Below are 14,752 nucleotides of genomic sequence, written 5' to 3'. Positions count from 1 at the left end.
CCCACCAAAGCTAAGCAACTGATTTTAAGTAAATAAATTAGCATTCAGCTTTTTCGGCTTTTTCCCTGACAAACTCATCCCTGTCGTTTTAGCCATTTTCAGGCAGGGCTCTGGGAAAAAGCCGCTTTTCCTGTACAGCTTTTGATTGAAATAACAGCTAAAAGCAAACCAAAACTCACCCGCATTGAAAAACACCGATGAACAAGCTTAAATTATTGATATTAAATAATTTAATTTACGTACAGCTTTTCTGGCTTTTTACCAAGTGAACTTAAGCGAGCAATTTACTATGGATTTCGCCATCAAGCCCCTCTGTTCAAGGAACCTTATCACCCAGACCTCTCCTGACGCACAATGCGATCAGCTTAATAACCATTAATCACCAAAAAGCAGTACAATATCAGCGTTGTTCGTTGAGAGCAAACCAGCCAATCTTAAGGTATTGATATTAAAGAATATTAATTACGTACAGCTTTCTAAGCTTTTTCTCTGGTAAGCTCATAATGGGAAAAATACGTCCCACAGAGTAATACCTCCCTTATTCCAGCCATAAAAAAACGGAGGCTTTCGCCTCCGTTTTTAAGTTTTACAGGTATCTCAGTGAGATAGGGGTATTACATCATACCGCCCATGCCACCCATACCACCCATACCGCCCATATCAGGCATTGCAGGAGCATCTTTCTGAGGTAGGTCTGTAACCATCGCTTCAGTGGTGATCATCAGGCCAGCAACAGAAGCCGCGAACTGCAGTGCAGAACGGGTTACTTTTGTTGGGTCCAGGATACCCATTTCAATCATGTCGCCGTATTCGCCAGTCGCAGCGTTGTAGCCGTAGTTTGCTTCACCCGCTTTCACGTTGTTAGCAACAACAGACTCTTCATCGCCTGCGTTCTTGGTGATTTGGCGGATAGGCGCTTCCATTGCACGTAGTGCAACTCGGATACCTACGTTCTGCTCTTCGTTGTCGCCCTGTAGGTCAACCACTTTAGAAGCAGCACGGATAAGTGCAACACCACCACCAGCAACAACGCCTTCCTCTACCGCTGCACGGGTTGCGTGTAGGGCATCTTCAACGCGGTCTTTCTTCTCTTTCATTTCAACTTCAGTTGCAGCACCGACTTTAATCACTGCAACACCGCCTGCTAGCTTAGCAACGCGCTCTTGTAGTTTCTCTTTGTCGTAGTCTGACGTTGCTTCTTCGATTTGCTGGCGGATCTGAGCAACACGGCCGGCAATCATTTCTTCTTCGCCAGTACCGTCGATGATTGTAGTGTTTTCTTTAGTGATAGAAACACGCTTCGCCTGACCTAGGTCTTCAAGCTGAACTTTTTCTAGCTCAAGGCCAATTTCTTCAGAAATCACTGTACCCGCAGTCAGTACCGCGATGTCTTGTAGCATTGCTTTGCGGCGGTCACCGAAACCTGGCGCTTTAACCGCAGCCACTTTCACGATACCGCGCATGTTGTTCACAACTAGCGTTGCCAGTGCTTCACCTTCAACATCTTCAGCAATGATAAGCAGTGGACGAGACGCTTTCGCTACACCCTCAAGTGCTGGTAGCAGCTCACGGATGTTCGATACTTTCTTGTCGATTAGCAGGATGAATGGGTTTTCCAGATCAACGCTGCCCGCTTCTTGGTTGTTGATGAAGTAAGGAGACAGGTAACCACGGTCGAACTGCATACCTTCAACAACATCTAGCTCGTCGTGTAGCGCCTGGCCTTCTTCAACAGTGATAACTCCATCACGGCCAACTTTTTCCATCGCTTCAGCAATGATGTTACCTACGGTCGCATCAGAGTTAGCAGAAATAGTACCAACCTGGGCAATCGCTTTGGTGTCGGCACATGGTACAGACAGGGCTTTTAGCTCTTCTACTGCCGCAACAACAGCTTTGTCGATACCGCGCTTCAGATCCATCGGGTTCATACCCGCAGCAACCGCTTTAAGACCTTCGTTTACGATAGCCTGTGCAAGAACTGTTGCCGTAGTTGTACCGTCACCCGCCGCGTCATTCGCTTGTGAGGCAACTTCTTTAACCATTTGTGCGCCCATGTTCTGGAACTTGTCTTCCAGCTCGATTTCGCGCGCAACAGATACACCGTCTTTAGTGATAGTCGGTGCACCGAATGATTTGTCCAGTACCACGTTACGGCCTTTAGGGCCCAGTGTTACTTTTACTGCGTCAGCCAGAACGTTGACACCTTCTAGCATTTTGATACGTGCGTCGTTACCAAATTTAACGTCTTTTGCAGCCATGTCTTTCTTCCTTTCTTAATTCTTTATTCGAGGTGAACGGATTATTCAACGATTGCCATGATGTCGTTTTCAGACATGATCAGGACTTCTTTACCGTCGATCTTTTCAGTCTTCGTGCCGTAGCCTTCAGCAAAGATCACAGTATCACCAACTTTAACGTCCAGCGGCTGAACCGTGCCGTTCTCTAGAATGCGGCCATTGCCTACAGCCAGTACTTTACCGCGAGTCGATTTTTCAGCAGCAGAGCCTGTTAGCACGATGCCACCAGCAGACTTAGATTCAACTTCTTGGCGCTCAACGATAACTCGGTCATGTAAAGGACGAATGTTCATCGGTCGTCTCTCCTGATTTTGGTAATATCCATAGATTAATAAGGTAAACGCAAAACGTTTACTTTTTCTGATACATAAACATGTTGGGTCTTTTTTTGAGAACCCAAGTCCTGCAGCGCTATTTTTTCAAAATTTTCTGACAGAATTTTTGCCCGATCACACTCTTTGCATTAGGGTAAGCGGGCATTCTTTTCCCGAGACGACCATGGCAGACAACAACCAGCCAGATTTGACACGGGCTCAGAGCAGCAGGCCTGACAAACACGGGCTGCTCTCCGAGCCAATCCCAGATGTCCTCAAGCGCCTGACGGTACCGATGATCTTCGGTATGGTGGCGATTTTAATGTTCAATCTGGTCGATACCTTTTTTATATCCCTGCTTGGCACCGAAGCGCTGGCAGCGGTAAGCTTTACCTTCCCGATCACCTTTGCCATCAACTGTATTACCATGGGGATCAGTGTCGGGATTTCCACCAGCATCGGCCGCCTGCTCGGTAGCGGTGATACCCGCAGCGCGGCTCGGCTGACCACCCACGGCCTACTGCTGGCCGTGATTATGATGGTACTTGCCTCGACGTTAGGTGTGCTGACTATCGTGCCGCTGTTTAGCCTGATAGGTGCGCGGGCGGACTTGCTGCCTATCATCAACGACTATATGTCTATCTGGTACCTGGCGATTCCGCTACTGGTGATCCCGATGGCGGGCAACAGTGCTATCAGGGCTACCGGTGATGCCAAAACCCCGGCCAAGATCATGATCCTTGCCGGTGCGATCAACGGCGCGCTGGATCCCTTATTGATCTTCGGCATCGGGCCATTTCCTGAACTTGGGGTGAAAGGGGCGGCCATTGCTAGCGGGATCAGTTGGGCCTTTGCCCTAGCCGGTTCGCTGCATGTGCTTATCAAGCGCGAGAAACTGGTTGCGCCACCGCAGTTATCCCGCCTATTGAATGACTGGCGGCAAATCCTGCAAATCGGGACCCCGGCAGGGCTATCCAATGCCCTCAACCCGCTGTCAGGAACCTTGCTGATGGCCCTGCTGGCTATCCAAGGCACCACTTCCGTGGCAGCCTATGGCGCTGCGATGCGGATAGAGTCCATCCTGATCACCGTGATGATGGCTTTGGGCTCAGCCCTGATGCCATTCATGGCGCAGAACCTCGGCGCTGACAAGCCGCTGCGGGCCTTTGCAGCCCTGTTTACGGCAATGCGCTTTGCCATTATATTCCAGCTGCTGATTTTCATCATGATGGTGCCGCTGAGCTGGCCGCTGTCATCGATGTTCAGCCAAGACCCGGCGGTACAGTCGCAGCTGTGGCACTATCTGGTCGTTGTCCCGGCTAGCTATGGCCTGCAAGCGGTCTGCATGTTGCTGATCAGTGCCCTCAACGCGATGCACCGCCCGGTAGATGCCTTGATCTGGAACCTGCTACGCCTATTTGCCCTACTGCTGCCGCTGGCTTGGCTAGGCAGTGCCCTTCACGGTACCAAGGGGCTGTTTGCCGGCATTGCAATCGCCAATGCGCTAAGCGGCCTGGCAGCCTATCTATACGCCCTCAGACTTCGCCGGCGCTGGCATCAAGAGCCAGCCAACAAATAGGTAAATTAATCCGCTGTTACAAATATGAACAGCATTAACAAAAAAGACAGCCGAGGCTGTCTTTTTTTATGTCCTTTGTTGCAATGTACTATGGCACTTAGCGCAGACGCGGTTTGTCGTCATCATCCTTGTTGCCGTCTTTGCGTTCGAACTCTCCGTCGAACACATCTCCGTTCTGGCCACGGTCTTGGCCATTAGGGCCAAATGGGCCGCCTTGCTGACCAAACGGGTCTTGCTGATCGAACCCTTGGCCCGGACCGAAACCAGCACTGAAACCGGCACCGGATGACATGCTTTGCACCTTGACCCGGCTCATCAATTGCTTGGCGAGCCAAGCACGTGGGCCCGGTAGCAATACCGCCATACCCATCGCATCGGTCATGAACCCCGGCGTTAGCAACAGCACACCCGAGACGGCAAGCATCACCCCTTCCACGATTTGCTGGGCAGGCAACTCCCCTTTCTGCAAGCGGCTTTGCACCGACATCAGAGTCGCGATGCCCTGGCTACGCACCAGCGAAGCACCGACGACCGCCGTCACCAGCACCAGTCCCACTGTCGGCCACAGGCCGAGGAAACCACCGACCTGGATGAACAGGGCGATTTCGACAATCGGCACGACAATAAACAAAAACAGTAATATCGGAAACACAGTTTTCCCCTTGCTGGTGAGCAGTAATTTGAGTCAAGTTGTAACACATTGGTGTCACACTACAGAAATCTCTTCGGCTTATAACAAATATTGGGAGCAGACAGCCATTTTTCAACTCTTTTCTATAGGGTTTCAATGTAACGATTGATTACAATAAAACTGCTGCGATTAATCCAACACCAATTTCACATTTTGTCATATTTGGTCATTTTTAATCATAAAGCATGGGTGAGTTATTAACAGTGTTTGTGAGCAAGATCTCGTTTCTGTGCAAATGTTTTCAGTCCATTTAAAAAAGTGATCTGGGTTATGTTTTTACCCCTAAAGGGGAGTATTATCGGCAGCAGACAATAGGTGTCAGGTACGATCATCTAGCCAAACTCTCTGCGGAATGGATTCTAAAGTTTCAGAATTGGCTCAATATTTGAATTTAATTAGCAGATTCCACTAAGGCTACGTCATGTCTCAGATGATTGATCTAGAAAAAAATGAAGCAATGGTAAACAACGTTGCAACTCGTATCGAAGAAGATCTACTAGGCGAACGCCAAGTTCCAGCCGACGCTTACTGGGGTATCCACACCCTACGTGCTGTAGAGAACTTCAATATCTCTAAAACTACAATCTCTGACGTTCCAGAGTTCGTTCGCGGTATGGTTTTCACCAAGAAAGCAGCTGCAATGGCGAACAAAGAACTGGGCGTTATCCCATCAGAAGTTGGCGAATACATCGTTAAAGCGTGTGATGTGATCCTTGAAACAGGTAAGTGCATGGATCAATTCCCGTCAGACGTATACCAAGGCGGTGCCGGTACTTCTGTAAACATGAACACCAACGAAGTTATCGCAAACCTTGCTCTTGAGCTAATGGGCAAAGAGAAAGGCGAGTACGACATCGTTAACCCGAACGACCACGTTAACAAGTCTCAGTCGACTAACTGTGCTTACCCTACTGGTTTCCGTGTAGCGGTATACAACAGCATCATGACTATGCTTGAAGCTCTTGAGTACCTAAAAGGTGCTTTCGATGCGAAAGACAAAGAATTCGCTGATGTACTGAAAATGGGCCGTACCCAGCTTCAGGACGCAGTACCTATGACTGTAGGCCAGGAATTCCACGCGTTCGGCGTACTAATCAAAGAAGAAATCAAAAACCTTCAGTACACAGCGCAACTGCTTCTAGAAGTAAACCTAGGTGCAACCGCTATCGGTACTGGCCTAAACGCGGCAACAGGTTACCAGGAACTTGCAGTACAGCGCCTAGCTGAAGTGACTGGCCTACCTTGTGTACCAGCAGAAGACCTAATCGAAGCAACCTCTGACTGTGGTGCTTACGTAATGGTTCACGGTGCACTTAAGCGTACCGCGGTTAAACTGTCTAAGATCTGTAACGACCTGCGCCTTCTTTCTTCAGGTCCTCGTGCTGGTCTTAACGAAATTAACCTACCAGAAATGCAAGCTGGCTCTTCTATCATGCCAGCGAAAGTAAACCCAGTTGTGCCAGAAGTGGTAAACCAGGTTTGCTTCAAAGTCATCGGTAACGATACAACCATCACTTTCGCGGCAGAAGCGGGCCAGCTACAGCTGAACGTTATGGAGCCAGTGATCGGTCAGGCACTGTTCGAGTCTATCGAAATCCTGAAGAATGCGTGTATCAACCTACGTGACAAGTGTATCGACGGCATCACTGTGAACAAAGAAGTATGTGAAAGCTTCGTGTTCAACTCTATCGGTATCGTGACTTACCTAAACCCATTCATTGGCCACCACGAAGGTGACATTGTAGGTAAGATCTGTGCTGAAACCGGTAAGAGTGTCCGTGAAGTGGTTCTAGAGCGTGGTCTTCTAACTGAAGAGCAGCTAGACGACATCTTCTCGGTACAGAACCTGATGCACCCAGAATACAAGGCTAAGCGTTACAACTAAGTTGTAACCAATAAACAGCCCGGCGGATTTTCAGGATGAGGATCCGCCTTTTTTTGCTACAGATTTCCCCCTTTTATTTTTTTAACTTTAAGACAGGACAATCATATGGTTGGTGTAGAACTATTAGTCGTTCTCGCGTTCATTTTCTTGGGCGCCCGAATTGGTGGTATTGGTATTGGTCTGGCAGGTGGCGCCGGTGTTATCGTGCTTTCCCTGCTGTTGGGTATGCCAACAAGCCAAAGCTATATCCCAATTGACGTAATCCTTATCATCATGTCTGTTATCACTGCAATCGCTGCTATGCAGGTTGCCGGTGGTATGGATTGGCTGGTTGAACTAGCCGAAAACTTCCTACGTAAGAACCCGAAGCGTATTACTTTCTACGCACCTATCGTGACTTACCTGATGACCCTAATGGCAGGTACTGGCCACACGGCGTTCTCAACGCTTCCAGTTATCGCTGAAGTAGCAAAAGAGCAAGGTATCCGTCCTTCACGTCCGCTATCTATCGCTGTTGTTGCTTCTCAAATCGCGATCACCGCATCGCCTATCTCCGCAGCGGTTGTCTTCTTCTCTGGCATTCTTGAACCGCTCGGAGTGGGCTACCTAACCCTACTGGCTATCTGTATCCCAACAACCTTCATCGCATGTATGGTTGGTGCGTTCGTTGCTAACTTCCTAGGTTGTGAGCTAAAAGATGACGTTGTTTACCAGGAGCGTCTGGAGAAAGGCCTGATCAAGCTACAGGGTTCAACCAAGCGTGAAATCCCAGCTTCTGCCAAGAAAGCGACCTTCATCTTCCTAGGCGCTATCCTAATCGTTGTTGCTTACGCTGCGGCTATCTCTGGCTCTGTTGGCCTAATCGAAAACCCAGCCCTAGGCCGTAACGAAGCTATCATGACATTCATGCTGGCGGCAGCAGCGGCTATCGTGTTCACGACTGGCATCGATGCAGCGAAAATCCCAGCGGCACCAACATTCCGCTCTGGTATGACAGCATGTGTATGTGTACTTGGTGTTGCATGGCTTGGCTCTACGTTCGTAAACGGCCACGTTGACGGCATCAAAGAAGTAGCGGGCTCCCTACTGAGCGACTACCCATGGATGCTAGCACTGGTTCTATTCTTTGCTTCTATGCTGCTTTACTCTCAGGGCGCAACGACAACTGCGCTAATGCCTGCAGCATTGGCTATCGGTGTTGCTCCGCTAACAGCTATCGCTTCTTTCGCGGCAGTAAGTGCGCTATTCGTACTACCGACTTACCCAACGCTACTTGCAGCCGTTGAGATGGATGACACAGGTTCTACCCGTATCGGTAACCTAGTCTTCAACCACCCATTCTTCATCCCGGGTGTGGTTACTATCGCAACGTCTGTAGCGCTAGGCTTCGTATTCGGTGGCATCATCCTGTAATTAAGGATAATTGCTCCCTATCAAGGTCGCCTACGGGCGGCCTTTTTTATTGCCTGAGGCATTAGGCATTAGGCATTAGGCATTAGGCATTAGGCATTAGGCATTAGGCATTAGGCATTAGGCATTAGGCATTAGGCATTGTGAGCACCTACTAACAGCAATCAAGTAATAAATGAATTTAGTCAGGCAGTGTATGATTTAGGCGCACGAAAATAACTCGGTTTTGACAACCAAGAGAAGCGAAAGTATAGGATATGAAAAGTGTGGTTCAGGATTCGAACCGAGAAGAAAGGTTACAATAGAAATTTAATGTCTCCGCCCCATCCTAGGGCGAAGACAGAGAACAAATACGGATTCCCGACGTATTTGCTCATTCCGGTGGTGACGTCAATCCCAACATCCCGACCGGATTCATGTCTCTTTTTGCTACAGAGCAGGCCAAGACAGGAAAGCCTGCCCACTAATAGTAGTCATTGAGGCAACTTGGTGATAGAGGTAAAAGCGTTATGCAGCGATGCAAAAATGGTATGAAGTTAGACGACCTGCGCACCCTGATTGCGATTGCCCAACACGGAAGTTTCAGAGCAGCCGCCAGTGCATTAGATATTCCCCCAACGACCCTGAGCCGAAGGCTCCAGCGGTTGGAAGATACCCTGGGTAGCCAACTGGTGATCCGGGACAGCCGCAATGTGTCGCTGACCCCGCTTGGCCGCGACTACTTCGAGCGTTGCCAACCGTTGCTGGCACAACTCGAGTCCGCGACCGCCGAGCTGCACGACAGCAGCCATAAAGAACCGCAGGGCGCGCTGCGCGTCTCCGCGCCGGTCGGCCTACTGACGTATCGGCTAATGCCGCTATTCAACCAGTTCCTTGCCCAGTACCCGGCAATCTCCCTGTCTCTGACCCATCTGTCCAACCAGCACCATGACTACAGCCCAGAGCAGTATGATGTGGTCTTTCGTGTCGGCCAGCAGCCAGACTCCAGTTTTGCCGCCGCCAATATCGGCGAGTCACAGCGGGTACTGGTCGCCAGCCCGGCCTATCTTGCCAGCCAGGGAGCACCGGCCCATCCGGACGAACTCAACGACCATGCCCGTCTCGCCAGCGTACCGGAGTTTGAGTGGGCACTAACTAACAAGAAGAACAGCCAGGAAACCATCTGGATTAACTCACCAGTCAAGATGGCTATTGCCGATCTCAATAGCATCAAACAAGCCGCCATCCAGGGGCTGGGGATCGCCAGCCTGCCCAACTATGTCGTCGCCGATGCCATTGCCACAGGCCAACTATCGAGCATGATGGAAAACTGGTACTCGCCGCCCCGTCCTATCTACATGCTCTACCAGCGCTTGGGCTATGTCCCTGCCCATATCCAGATCTTCACTGACTTCATGCGTGATGCGCTCGACAATAGCCAGCAGGCTATCGCAAGCAAATGAAACCAAACACTGATTAACTCGGTCTGACAGAGTATAGTTAATTCATGGCGCACGATTTCGCTGCGCCAAACTAGCTGTTCTTTCCCTGCCGCCGCTTTTGGTAGGGCAACTCATAGACGAGCCAGATTTAATGACGCTATTACAAAGACTTCAATGTGCAGCAGGCCAGTTCGCATGGCGCCGGACATTACCCCTGCTTGCCTTGCTCAGCCTGTTGGTGCTCAGCCTACCGGCTTCGGCCCTAAAACTGCCGGGCTTCAGCAGTTCACCCAATAGCTTTGTTGCTGTTGATGAAGCCTTCAGCTTCAACTTCACCCAGCAAGGCGATCAAGTTTATCTCGACTGGCAAGTCAAGCCAGGCTACTACCTCTACCAACACCAGTTGTCTGTCAGTTCGGACACGGCAACCCTGGGCACGGTTTATATCCCCGCAGGCAAGCCTTACCACGACGAGTTCTTTGGTGAGGTCAACATCTATACCGAACCACTGACCCTGACTGTCCCTGTGGTGCAAGCCGCCGATACCGATACCCTGATTGTCCGCTACCAGGGCTGCGCCGAAGCCGGCTTCTGTTATCCGCCGGAGGTCCGCCAAGTTCCGCTTAGTGCCGTTATGGCCGCCGCCAATGCCGCACCTGTTACACCACCTGCAACAGGCAACCAAGCGCCTCAGCAAACCGGCGCCGAAAGCAATGTAAGTACAAACTCACAGCCTATGTCCGCAACCAGCGCACCAGCTTCCGAGCAGGACAAGCTAGCCAGCGACTTGGCCGATCAATGGTGGACGCCGTTGGTCTTCCTAGCACTGGGGATTGGTCTTGCTTTCACCCCCTGCGTGCTGCCGATGTACCCAATCCTAAGCGGTATCGTGCTTGGCAACGGGCAGCTCAGCCACGGCCGGGCCTTCCGCCTTGCCTTTATCTACGTCCAGGGTATGGCGCTGACCTATACCCTTCTCGGCTTGGTGGTCGCCTCTGCGGGGATGCAGTTCCAAGCCGCGCTGCAACACCCGTATATCCTGGTTGGCCTGAGCGTACTGTTCGTCGCGCTGGCAATGTCGATGTTCGGCATGTACACGCTGCAACTGCCGAGCAGCGTCCAGACTTGGCTCAACGGCCTGAGCAACAAACAGCAAGGCGGTAGCAGTGGCGGCGTATTCGCTATGGGGGCTATCTCCGGGTTGGTCTGTTCACCATGCACCACCGCGCCGCTGTCCGGTGCCCTGATCTATGTCGCCCAGAGTGGTGATTTGCTGACGGGGGCTGTGGCTCTTTATGCTCTCGCTATAGGTATGGGGATCCCGCTCATCCTTGCCGCGATGTTCGGCAACAAGCTGCTGCCGAAAGCGGGCAACTGGATGAACCATGTCAAAGCCTTCTTCGGCTTTGTCCTGCTGGCCGTACCGCTGTTCCTGCTTGAGCGTATCCTGCCGGGCTTCCTGATGCCTTACCTGTGGTCGCTGCTCGGTATTGCCGCCTTTGGCTGGCTCTACCATGTCAAAAACACTCTGGCAGTATCATGGCGCAGCAGCACGCTAGCCGTGGTAGCGATTGTCGGCCTGTTTATCTCGGTTCAACCGCTATATCCATTACTTACGGGCAACAGCCCCCCTGTCGCTGCCAAAGAGGAAGTGAAAGTAGAATTCAGGCGCGTCAGCAATATCGATGACCTGGCCCTCGCGCTTGAAGAAGCCAAAGCCAGACAGTTACCGGTGATGTTGGATTTCTATGCCGACTGGTGCGTAGCCTGTAAAGAATTCGAGAAGTACACCTTCCATGACCCGGCAGTGGCCAAGCAGCTTGGCAACTTTGTCTTGCTGCAAGCCGACGTCACCCAGAGCTCGCCGGCCGATATCGAGCTGCTGCAGGAAATGGATGTACTCGGCCTGCCGACTTTAGATTTCTGGGATAGCCAAGGAAACCGGATGGAAGGCGCCCGCCTAACCGGCTTTATGAAAGCCGAGCCTTTCCTTGCACACCTAACCAACCACCAGCTAGCCCGTTAAGCGTAGCGGGCTAACAGCCACGATTTGAGCAGCGGTTTCCTCTCCCGGAAACCGTTTCTCACAGCTCCGAAATACCCTACTCCGCCTGCTTACCCTAACGCTTTGACCACCTTTTCTCTCGCTACGGCACTGCCGGTTACACCGCACTGACAAACTGGTCTGATCCAGTTCAGATCTTGAGTGTTAACAAATTGATCTAGTCTTAAGGCAGTGATAGCGTTATTAAAAACAACAAAATGTGATTGCCATGGACGCCCAGTACACGATAGTGATTGCCGATGACCACCCGCTGTTCCGTAATGCACTGTTTCAATCCGTGCATATGGCGATCAGCGGGGCCAACCTGCTCGAAGCTGACTCGCTCGACAGCCTGCTGACCTTGCTCGACAAAGAGGACGATGTCGACCTGCTCCTGCTTGATCTGAAAATGCCCGGTGCCAACGGCATGTCGGGGCTGATCCAGCTCCGCAGCCAGTACCCTGACCTGCCAATTGTAGTGATTTCCGCCAGTGAGGAACCCAGCGTGATCCGCCAGGTACGCAGCCACGGCGCGTTTGGTTTTATCCCCAAATCCAGTGATATGCGGGCACTGATCAGCTCGCTCAACCAGGTGCTTGATGGCGAACCGGTGTTCCCGGAAGGGCTCGGCGAGGATAACGATGAATTGACCGAGCTAACCGATAAAATTGCCGCCCTCACCCCGCAGCAGTACAAGGTACTGGGGATGCTGTCCGACGGCTTGCTCAACAAGCAAATCGCCTATGAACTCAATGTCTCCGAAGCAACCATCAAAGCCCATATGACCGCCATTTTCCGCAAGCTTGGGGTCAAGAACCGCACCCAGGCAGTAATCTTGCTGCAGCAGATGGACATTAACCCGTAATTTTTTTCATTACCCTGTTAGACTTTTGGCTAATGTAACATTTTCACAACATCCTCAATTTCCGCCTGACTTCACAAAATCGCTGCTAAGCCAGCGATTTTGCCGTTTTTTCCTCGACTAAAGTTGCACTGTTTCCTTGACCATTCATTGCTATTGTCAATGCGTAACATTTCATTAACGTGATTTATGACGACGTGGAAGGAGAAGGCAATGGCGTTCGAATCAACAGAACATGCTCAAGCCTACTGGAAGGAAAACTTGGGAATTATGGGCACGCTGCTGGCCATCTGGTTTGTAGTGTCTTACGGCGCAGGCATCTTATTTGTCGATGCGCTCAACACCATTCAACTGGGCGGCTTCAAGCTTGGGTTTTGGTTTGCACAACAGGGGTCAATCTATACCTTTGTTGCCCTGATTTTTGTCTACGTAGCGCGTATGAATGCGCTCGACAAGAAATACAACGTACAAGAAGACTAGGGGTTTAGAACATGGATATTCAAACTTGGACGTTTATTCTCGTCGGCATCACATTCGCACTCTACATCGGTATCGCTGTCTGGGCCCGAGCCGGGTCAACCAGTGAGTTCTACGTCGCCGGTGGCGGTGTCCACCCGGTCGCCAATGGTATGGCGACAGCGGCAGACTGGATGTCGGCAGCCTCTTTCATTTCGATGGCCGGTATCATCTCATTCGTCGGTTACGATGGTGCGGTCTACCTAATGGGCTGGACAGGTGGCTACGTACTGTTGGCGCTATGTCTGGCACCTTACCTGCGTAAGTTTGGCCAGTTCACCGTGCCTGATTTTATCGGTGAGCGTTACTACTCCAAAACTGCGCGTATGGTGGCGGTCTTCTGTGCCATCTTCGTTTCCTTTACCTATGTTGCAGGCCAGATGCGTGGCGTGGGCGTGGTATTCTCACGATTCCTCGAGGTGGATATCAACCTAGGTATCATCATCGGTATGGGGATTGTGTTCTTCTATGCCGTACTTGGTGGCATGAAAGGCATCACTTATACGCAGGTGGCTCAGTTCTGTGTTCTCATTTTCGCCTTCCTTGTCCCGGCTATCTTCACTTCAATCATGATGACCGGCAATCCGTTCCCGCAAATTGGTATGGGGTCGACCATCTCAGGCACCAATGTCTACCTGCTGGATAAACTTGATGGCTTAACCGAGGAGCTCGGGTTTACCGCCTATACCGAAGGTAACAAGAGCATGGTGGATGTGTTCTTCATCTGTGCTGCCCTAATGGTTGGTACCGCAGGCCTGCCACACGTTATCATCCGCTTCTTCACGGTACCGAAAGTGCGCGATGCACGTATCTCTGCTGGTTGGGCACTACTGTTCATCTCATTGCTATACACCACAGCACCAGGTGTAGCTGCGTTTGCCCGTGTCAACATGATTGAGACCATCAATGGTCCTGACATGCAGGGTGTTGCTGCTGCAGATGCGCCAAGCTGGTATAAGAACTGGGAAAGTACCGGCCTAGTTGGCTGGGAAGACAAGAATGGCGACGGCAAGATGTTCTACTCGGGCGATGAGCGCAACGAGATGACCATCAACCGTGACATCATCGTACTGGCTTCTCCTGAGCTGGCGAAACTACCGAACTGGGTGGTTGCATTACTGGCAGCCGGTGGTCTGGCAGCCGCACTATCAACCGCAGCAGGCTTGCTACTGGTTATCTCGACCTCGATATCCCATGACTTGCTGAAGAAAGGCTTCAAGCCCAATATGACCGACAAACAGGAGCTGCTCGCCGCACGTCTCGCTGCCGTTGTCGCCATCGTGGGTGCGGGTTACCTCGGTATCAACCCGCCGGGATTCGTGGCACAGGTCGTAGCCTTCGCCTTCGGCTTAGCAGCAGCGTCCTTCTTCCCTGCGATTATCCTAGGCATCTTCTACAAGAAGATGAACAAAGAAGGGGCGATTGCCGGTATGCTGACAGGTATTGCCTTCACAGCCAGCTACATCATCTACTTCAAGTTCATCAACCCAGCAGCGAGCACACCGGAAAACTGGTGGTTCGGTATCAGCCCTGAGGGTATCGGTACGCTAGGTATGTGTGTGAACTTCGTGGTCTCGATTGTCGTGAACAAGTTTACGGCTGAAGTACCGAAAGATGTGCAGGATATGGTGGAGTCTATCCGCTATCCGAAAGGTGCTGGTGCTGCGCATGATCACTAATCAAACATCCTGAAAAGTAAACCAAAACGGAGCCTTTGTGGCTCCGTTTTT

11 protein-coding genes are annotated in these 14,752 nt (G+C 51.2%); 8 read left to right on the top strand and 3 right to left on the bottom strand.

The window, feature by feature from the left end; translation table 11 throughout:
• Nucleotides 1-614: 614 nt before the first annotated feature.
• Together groL and BIZ37_RS01690 are read right to left on the bottom strand one after the other, a co-directional pair.
• Nucleotides 615-2,261, bottom strand: a complete 1,647-nt coding sequence (groL, locus tag BIZ37_RS01695) for a chaperonin GroEL (RefSeq protein WP_039459780.1) — start codon at nucleotides 2,259-2,261, stop codon at nucleotides 615-617.
• A 41-nt stretch (nucleotides 2,262-2,302) separates the two neighbouring features.
• Nucleotides 2,303-2,593, bottom strand: a complete 291-nt coding sequence (locus tag BIZ37_RS01690) for a co-chaperone GroES (protein ID WP_036832752.1) — start codon at nucleotides 2,591-2,593, stop codon at nucleotides 2,303-2,305.
• Between the two features lie 205 nt (nucleotides 2,594-2,798).
• Between BIZ37_RS01690 and BIZ37_RS01685 the strand changes: the two genes are divergently transcribed.
• Nucleotides 2,799-4,193, top strand: coding sequence for an MATE family efflux transporter (locus BIZ37_RS01685; protein WP_187460035.1), 1,395 nt, complete (start codon nucleotides 2,799-2,801; stop codon nucleotides 4,191-4,193).
• 97 nt (nucleotides 4,194-4,290) lie between these two features.
• On the opposite strand, the gene BIZ37_RS01680 is transcribed toward BIZ37_RS01685, so the two are convergent.
• Entirely contained in the window at nucleotides 4,291-4,845 is a 555-nt protein-coding gene (locus tag BIZ37_RS01680; protein WP_187460034.1) for an FxsA family protein, read from the bottom strand.
• A gap of 460 nt (nucleotides 4,846-5,305) precedes the next feature.
• Between BIZ37_RS01680 and aspA the strand changes: the two genes are divergently transcribed.
• The 7 genes from aspA (at nucleotide 5,306) to BIZ37_RS01645 (ending at nucleotide 14,701) form a co-directional block, all read left to right on the top strand.
• The gene (gene aspA / locus BIZ37_RS01675) at nucleotides 5,306-6,769 is read left to right on the top strand and encodes an aspartate ammonia-lyase (RefSeq protein WP_107301455.1); all 1,464 of its coding nucleotides are present in this window, start codon (nucleotides 5,306-5,308) and stop codon (nucleotides 6,767-6,769) included.
• Between the two features lie 105 nt (nucleotides 6,770-6,874).
• Complete coding sequence (locus BIZ37_RS01670) at nucleotides 6,875-8,182, top strand: anaerobic C4-dicarboxylate transporter (protein ID WP_187460033.1); 1,308 nt, start codon at nucleotides 6,875-6,877, stop codon at nucleotides 8,180-8,182.
• Between the two features lie 506 nt (nucleotides 8,183-8,688).
• On the top strand, nucleotides 8,689-9,621 hold the full coding sequence (locus BIZ37_RS01665; protein ID WP_187460032.1) for a LysR family transcriptional regulator: 933 nt from the start codon (nucleotides 8,689-8,691) through the stop codon (nucleotides 9,619-9,621).
• Between the two features lie 130 nt (nucleotides 9,622-9,751).
• Entirely contained in the window at nucleotides 9,752-11,626 is a 1,875-nt protein-coding gene (locus BIZ37_RS01660) for a protein-disulfide reductase DsbD (RefSeq protein WP_187460031.1), read from the top strand.
• Between the two features lie 247 nt (nucleotides 11,627-11,873).
• The gene (locus tag BIZ37_RS01655) at nucleotides 11,874-12,509 is read left to right on the top strand and encodes a response regulator transcription factor (RefSeq protein WP_187460030.1); all 636 of its coding nucleotides are present in this window, start codon (nucleotides 11,874-11,876) and stop codon (nucleotides 12,507-12,509) included.
• A 210-nt stretch (nucleotides 12,510-12,719) separates the two neighbouring features.
• Nucleotides 12,720-12,986: a DUF4212 domain-containing protein gene (locus tag BIZ37_RS01650; protein ID WP_107301506.1), complete on the top strand. Its 267-nt coding sequence runs from the start codon at nucleotides 12,720-12,722 to the stop codon at nucleotides 12,984-12,986.
• An 11-nt stretch (nucleotides 12,987-12,997) separates the two neighbouring features.
• On the top strand, nucleotides 12,998-14,701 hold the full coding sequence (locus BIZ37_RS01645; RefSeq protein WP_187460029.1) for a sodium:solute symporter family protein: 1,704 nt from the start codon (nucleotides 12,998-13,000) through the stop codon (nucleotides 14,699-14,701).
• Nucleotides 14,702-14,752: the final 51 nt, after the last annotated feature.

The sequence above is a fragment of the Photobacterium sp. BZF1 genome, assembly GCF_014349205.1.
Classification (GTDB): Bacteria; Pseudomonadota; Gammaproteobacteria; order Enterobacterales; family Vibrionaceae; genus Photobacterium.
This window is presented reverse-complemented; position numbering and strand designations above follow the sequence as displayed.

What these genes read in the sequence shown, in the direction of transcription:
- BIZ37_RS01645 (WP_187460029.1), top strand. Translation starts at nt 12,998, where the DNA reads ATGGATATTCAAACTTGGACGTTTATTCTCGTCGGCATCACATTCGCA.
- BIZ37_RS01670 (WP_187460033.1), top strand. Translation starts at nt 6,875, where the DNA reads ATGGTTGGTGTAGAACTATTAGTCGTTCTCGCGTTCATTTTCTTGGGC.
- BIZ37_RS01650 (WP_107301506.1), top strand. Translation starts at nt 12,720, where the DNA reads ATGGCGTTCGAATCAACAGAACATGCTCAAGCCTACTGGAAGGAAAAC.
- BIZ37_RS01665 (WP_187460032.1), top strand. Translation starts at nt 8,689, where the DNA reads ATGCAGCGATGCAAAAATGGTATGAAGTTAGACGACCTGCGCACCCTG.
- BIZ37_RS01690 (WP_036832752.1), bottom strand. Translation starts at nt 2,593, where the DNA reads ATGAACATTCGTCCTTTACATGACCGAGTTATCGTTGAGCGCCAAGAA.
- BIZ37_RS01660 (WP_187460031.1), top strand. Translation starts at nt 9,752, where the DNA reads ATGACGCTATTACAAAGACTTCAATGTGCAGCAGGCCAGTTCGCATGG.
- BIZ37_RS01685 (WP_187460035.1), top strand. Translation starts at nt 2,799, where the DNA reads ATGGCAGACAACAACCAGCCAGATTTGACACGGGCTCAGAGCAGCAGG.
- BIZ37_RS01655 (WP_187460030.1), top strand. Translation starts at nt 11,874, where the DNA reads ATGGACGCCCAGTACACGATAGTGATTGCCGATGACCACCCGCTGTTC.
- aspA (WP_107301455.1), top strand. Translation starts at nt 5,306, where the DNA reads ATGTCTCAGATGATTGATCTAGAAAAAAATGAAGCAATGGTAAACAAC.
- groL (WP_039459780.1), bottom strand. Translation starts at nt 2,261, where the DNA reads ATGGCTGCAAAAGACGTTAAATTTGGTAACGACGCACGTATCAAAATG.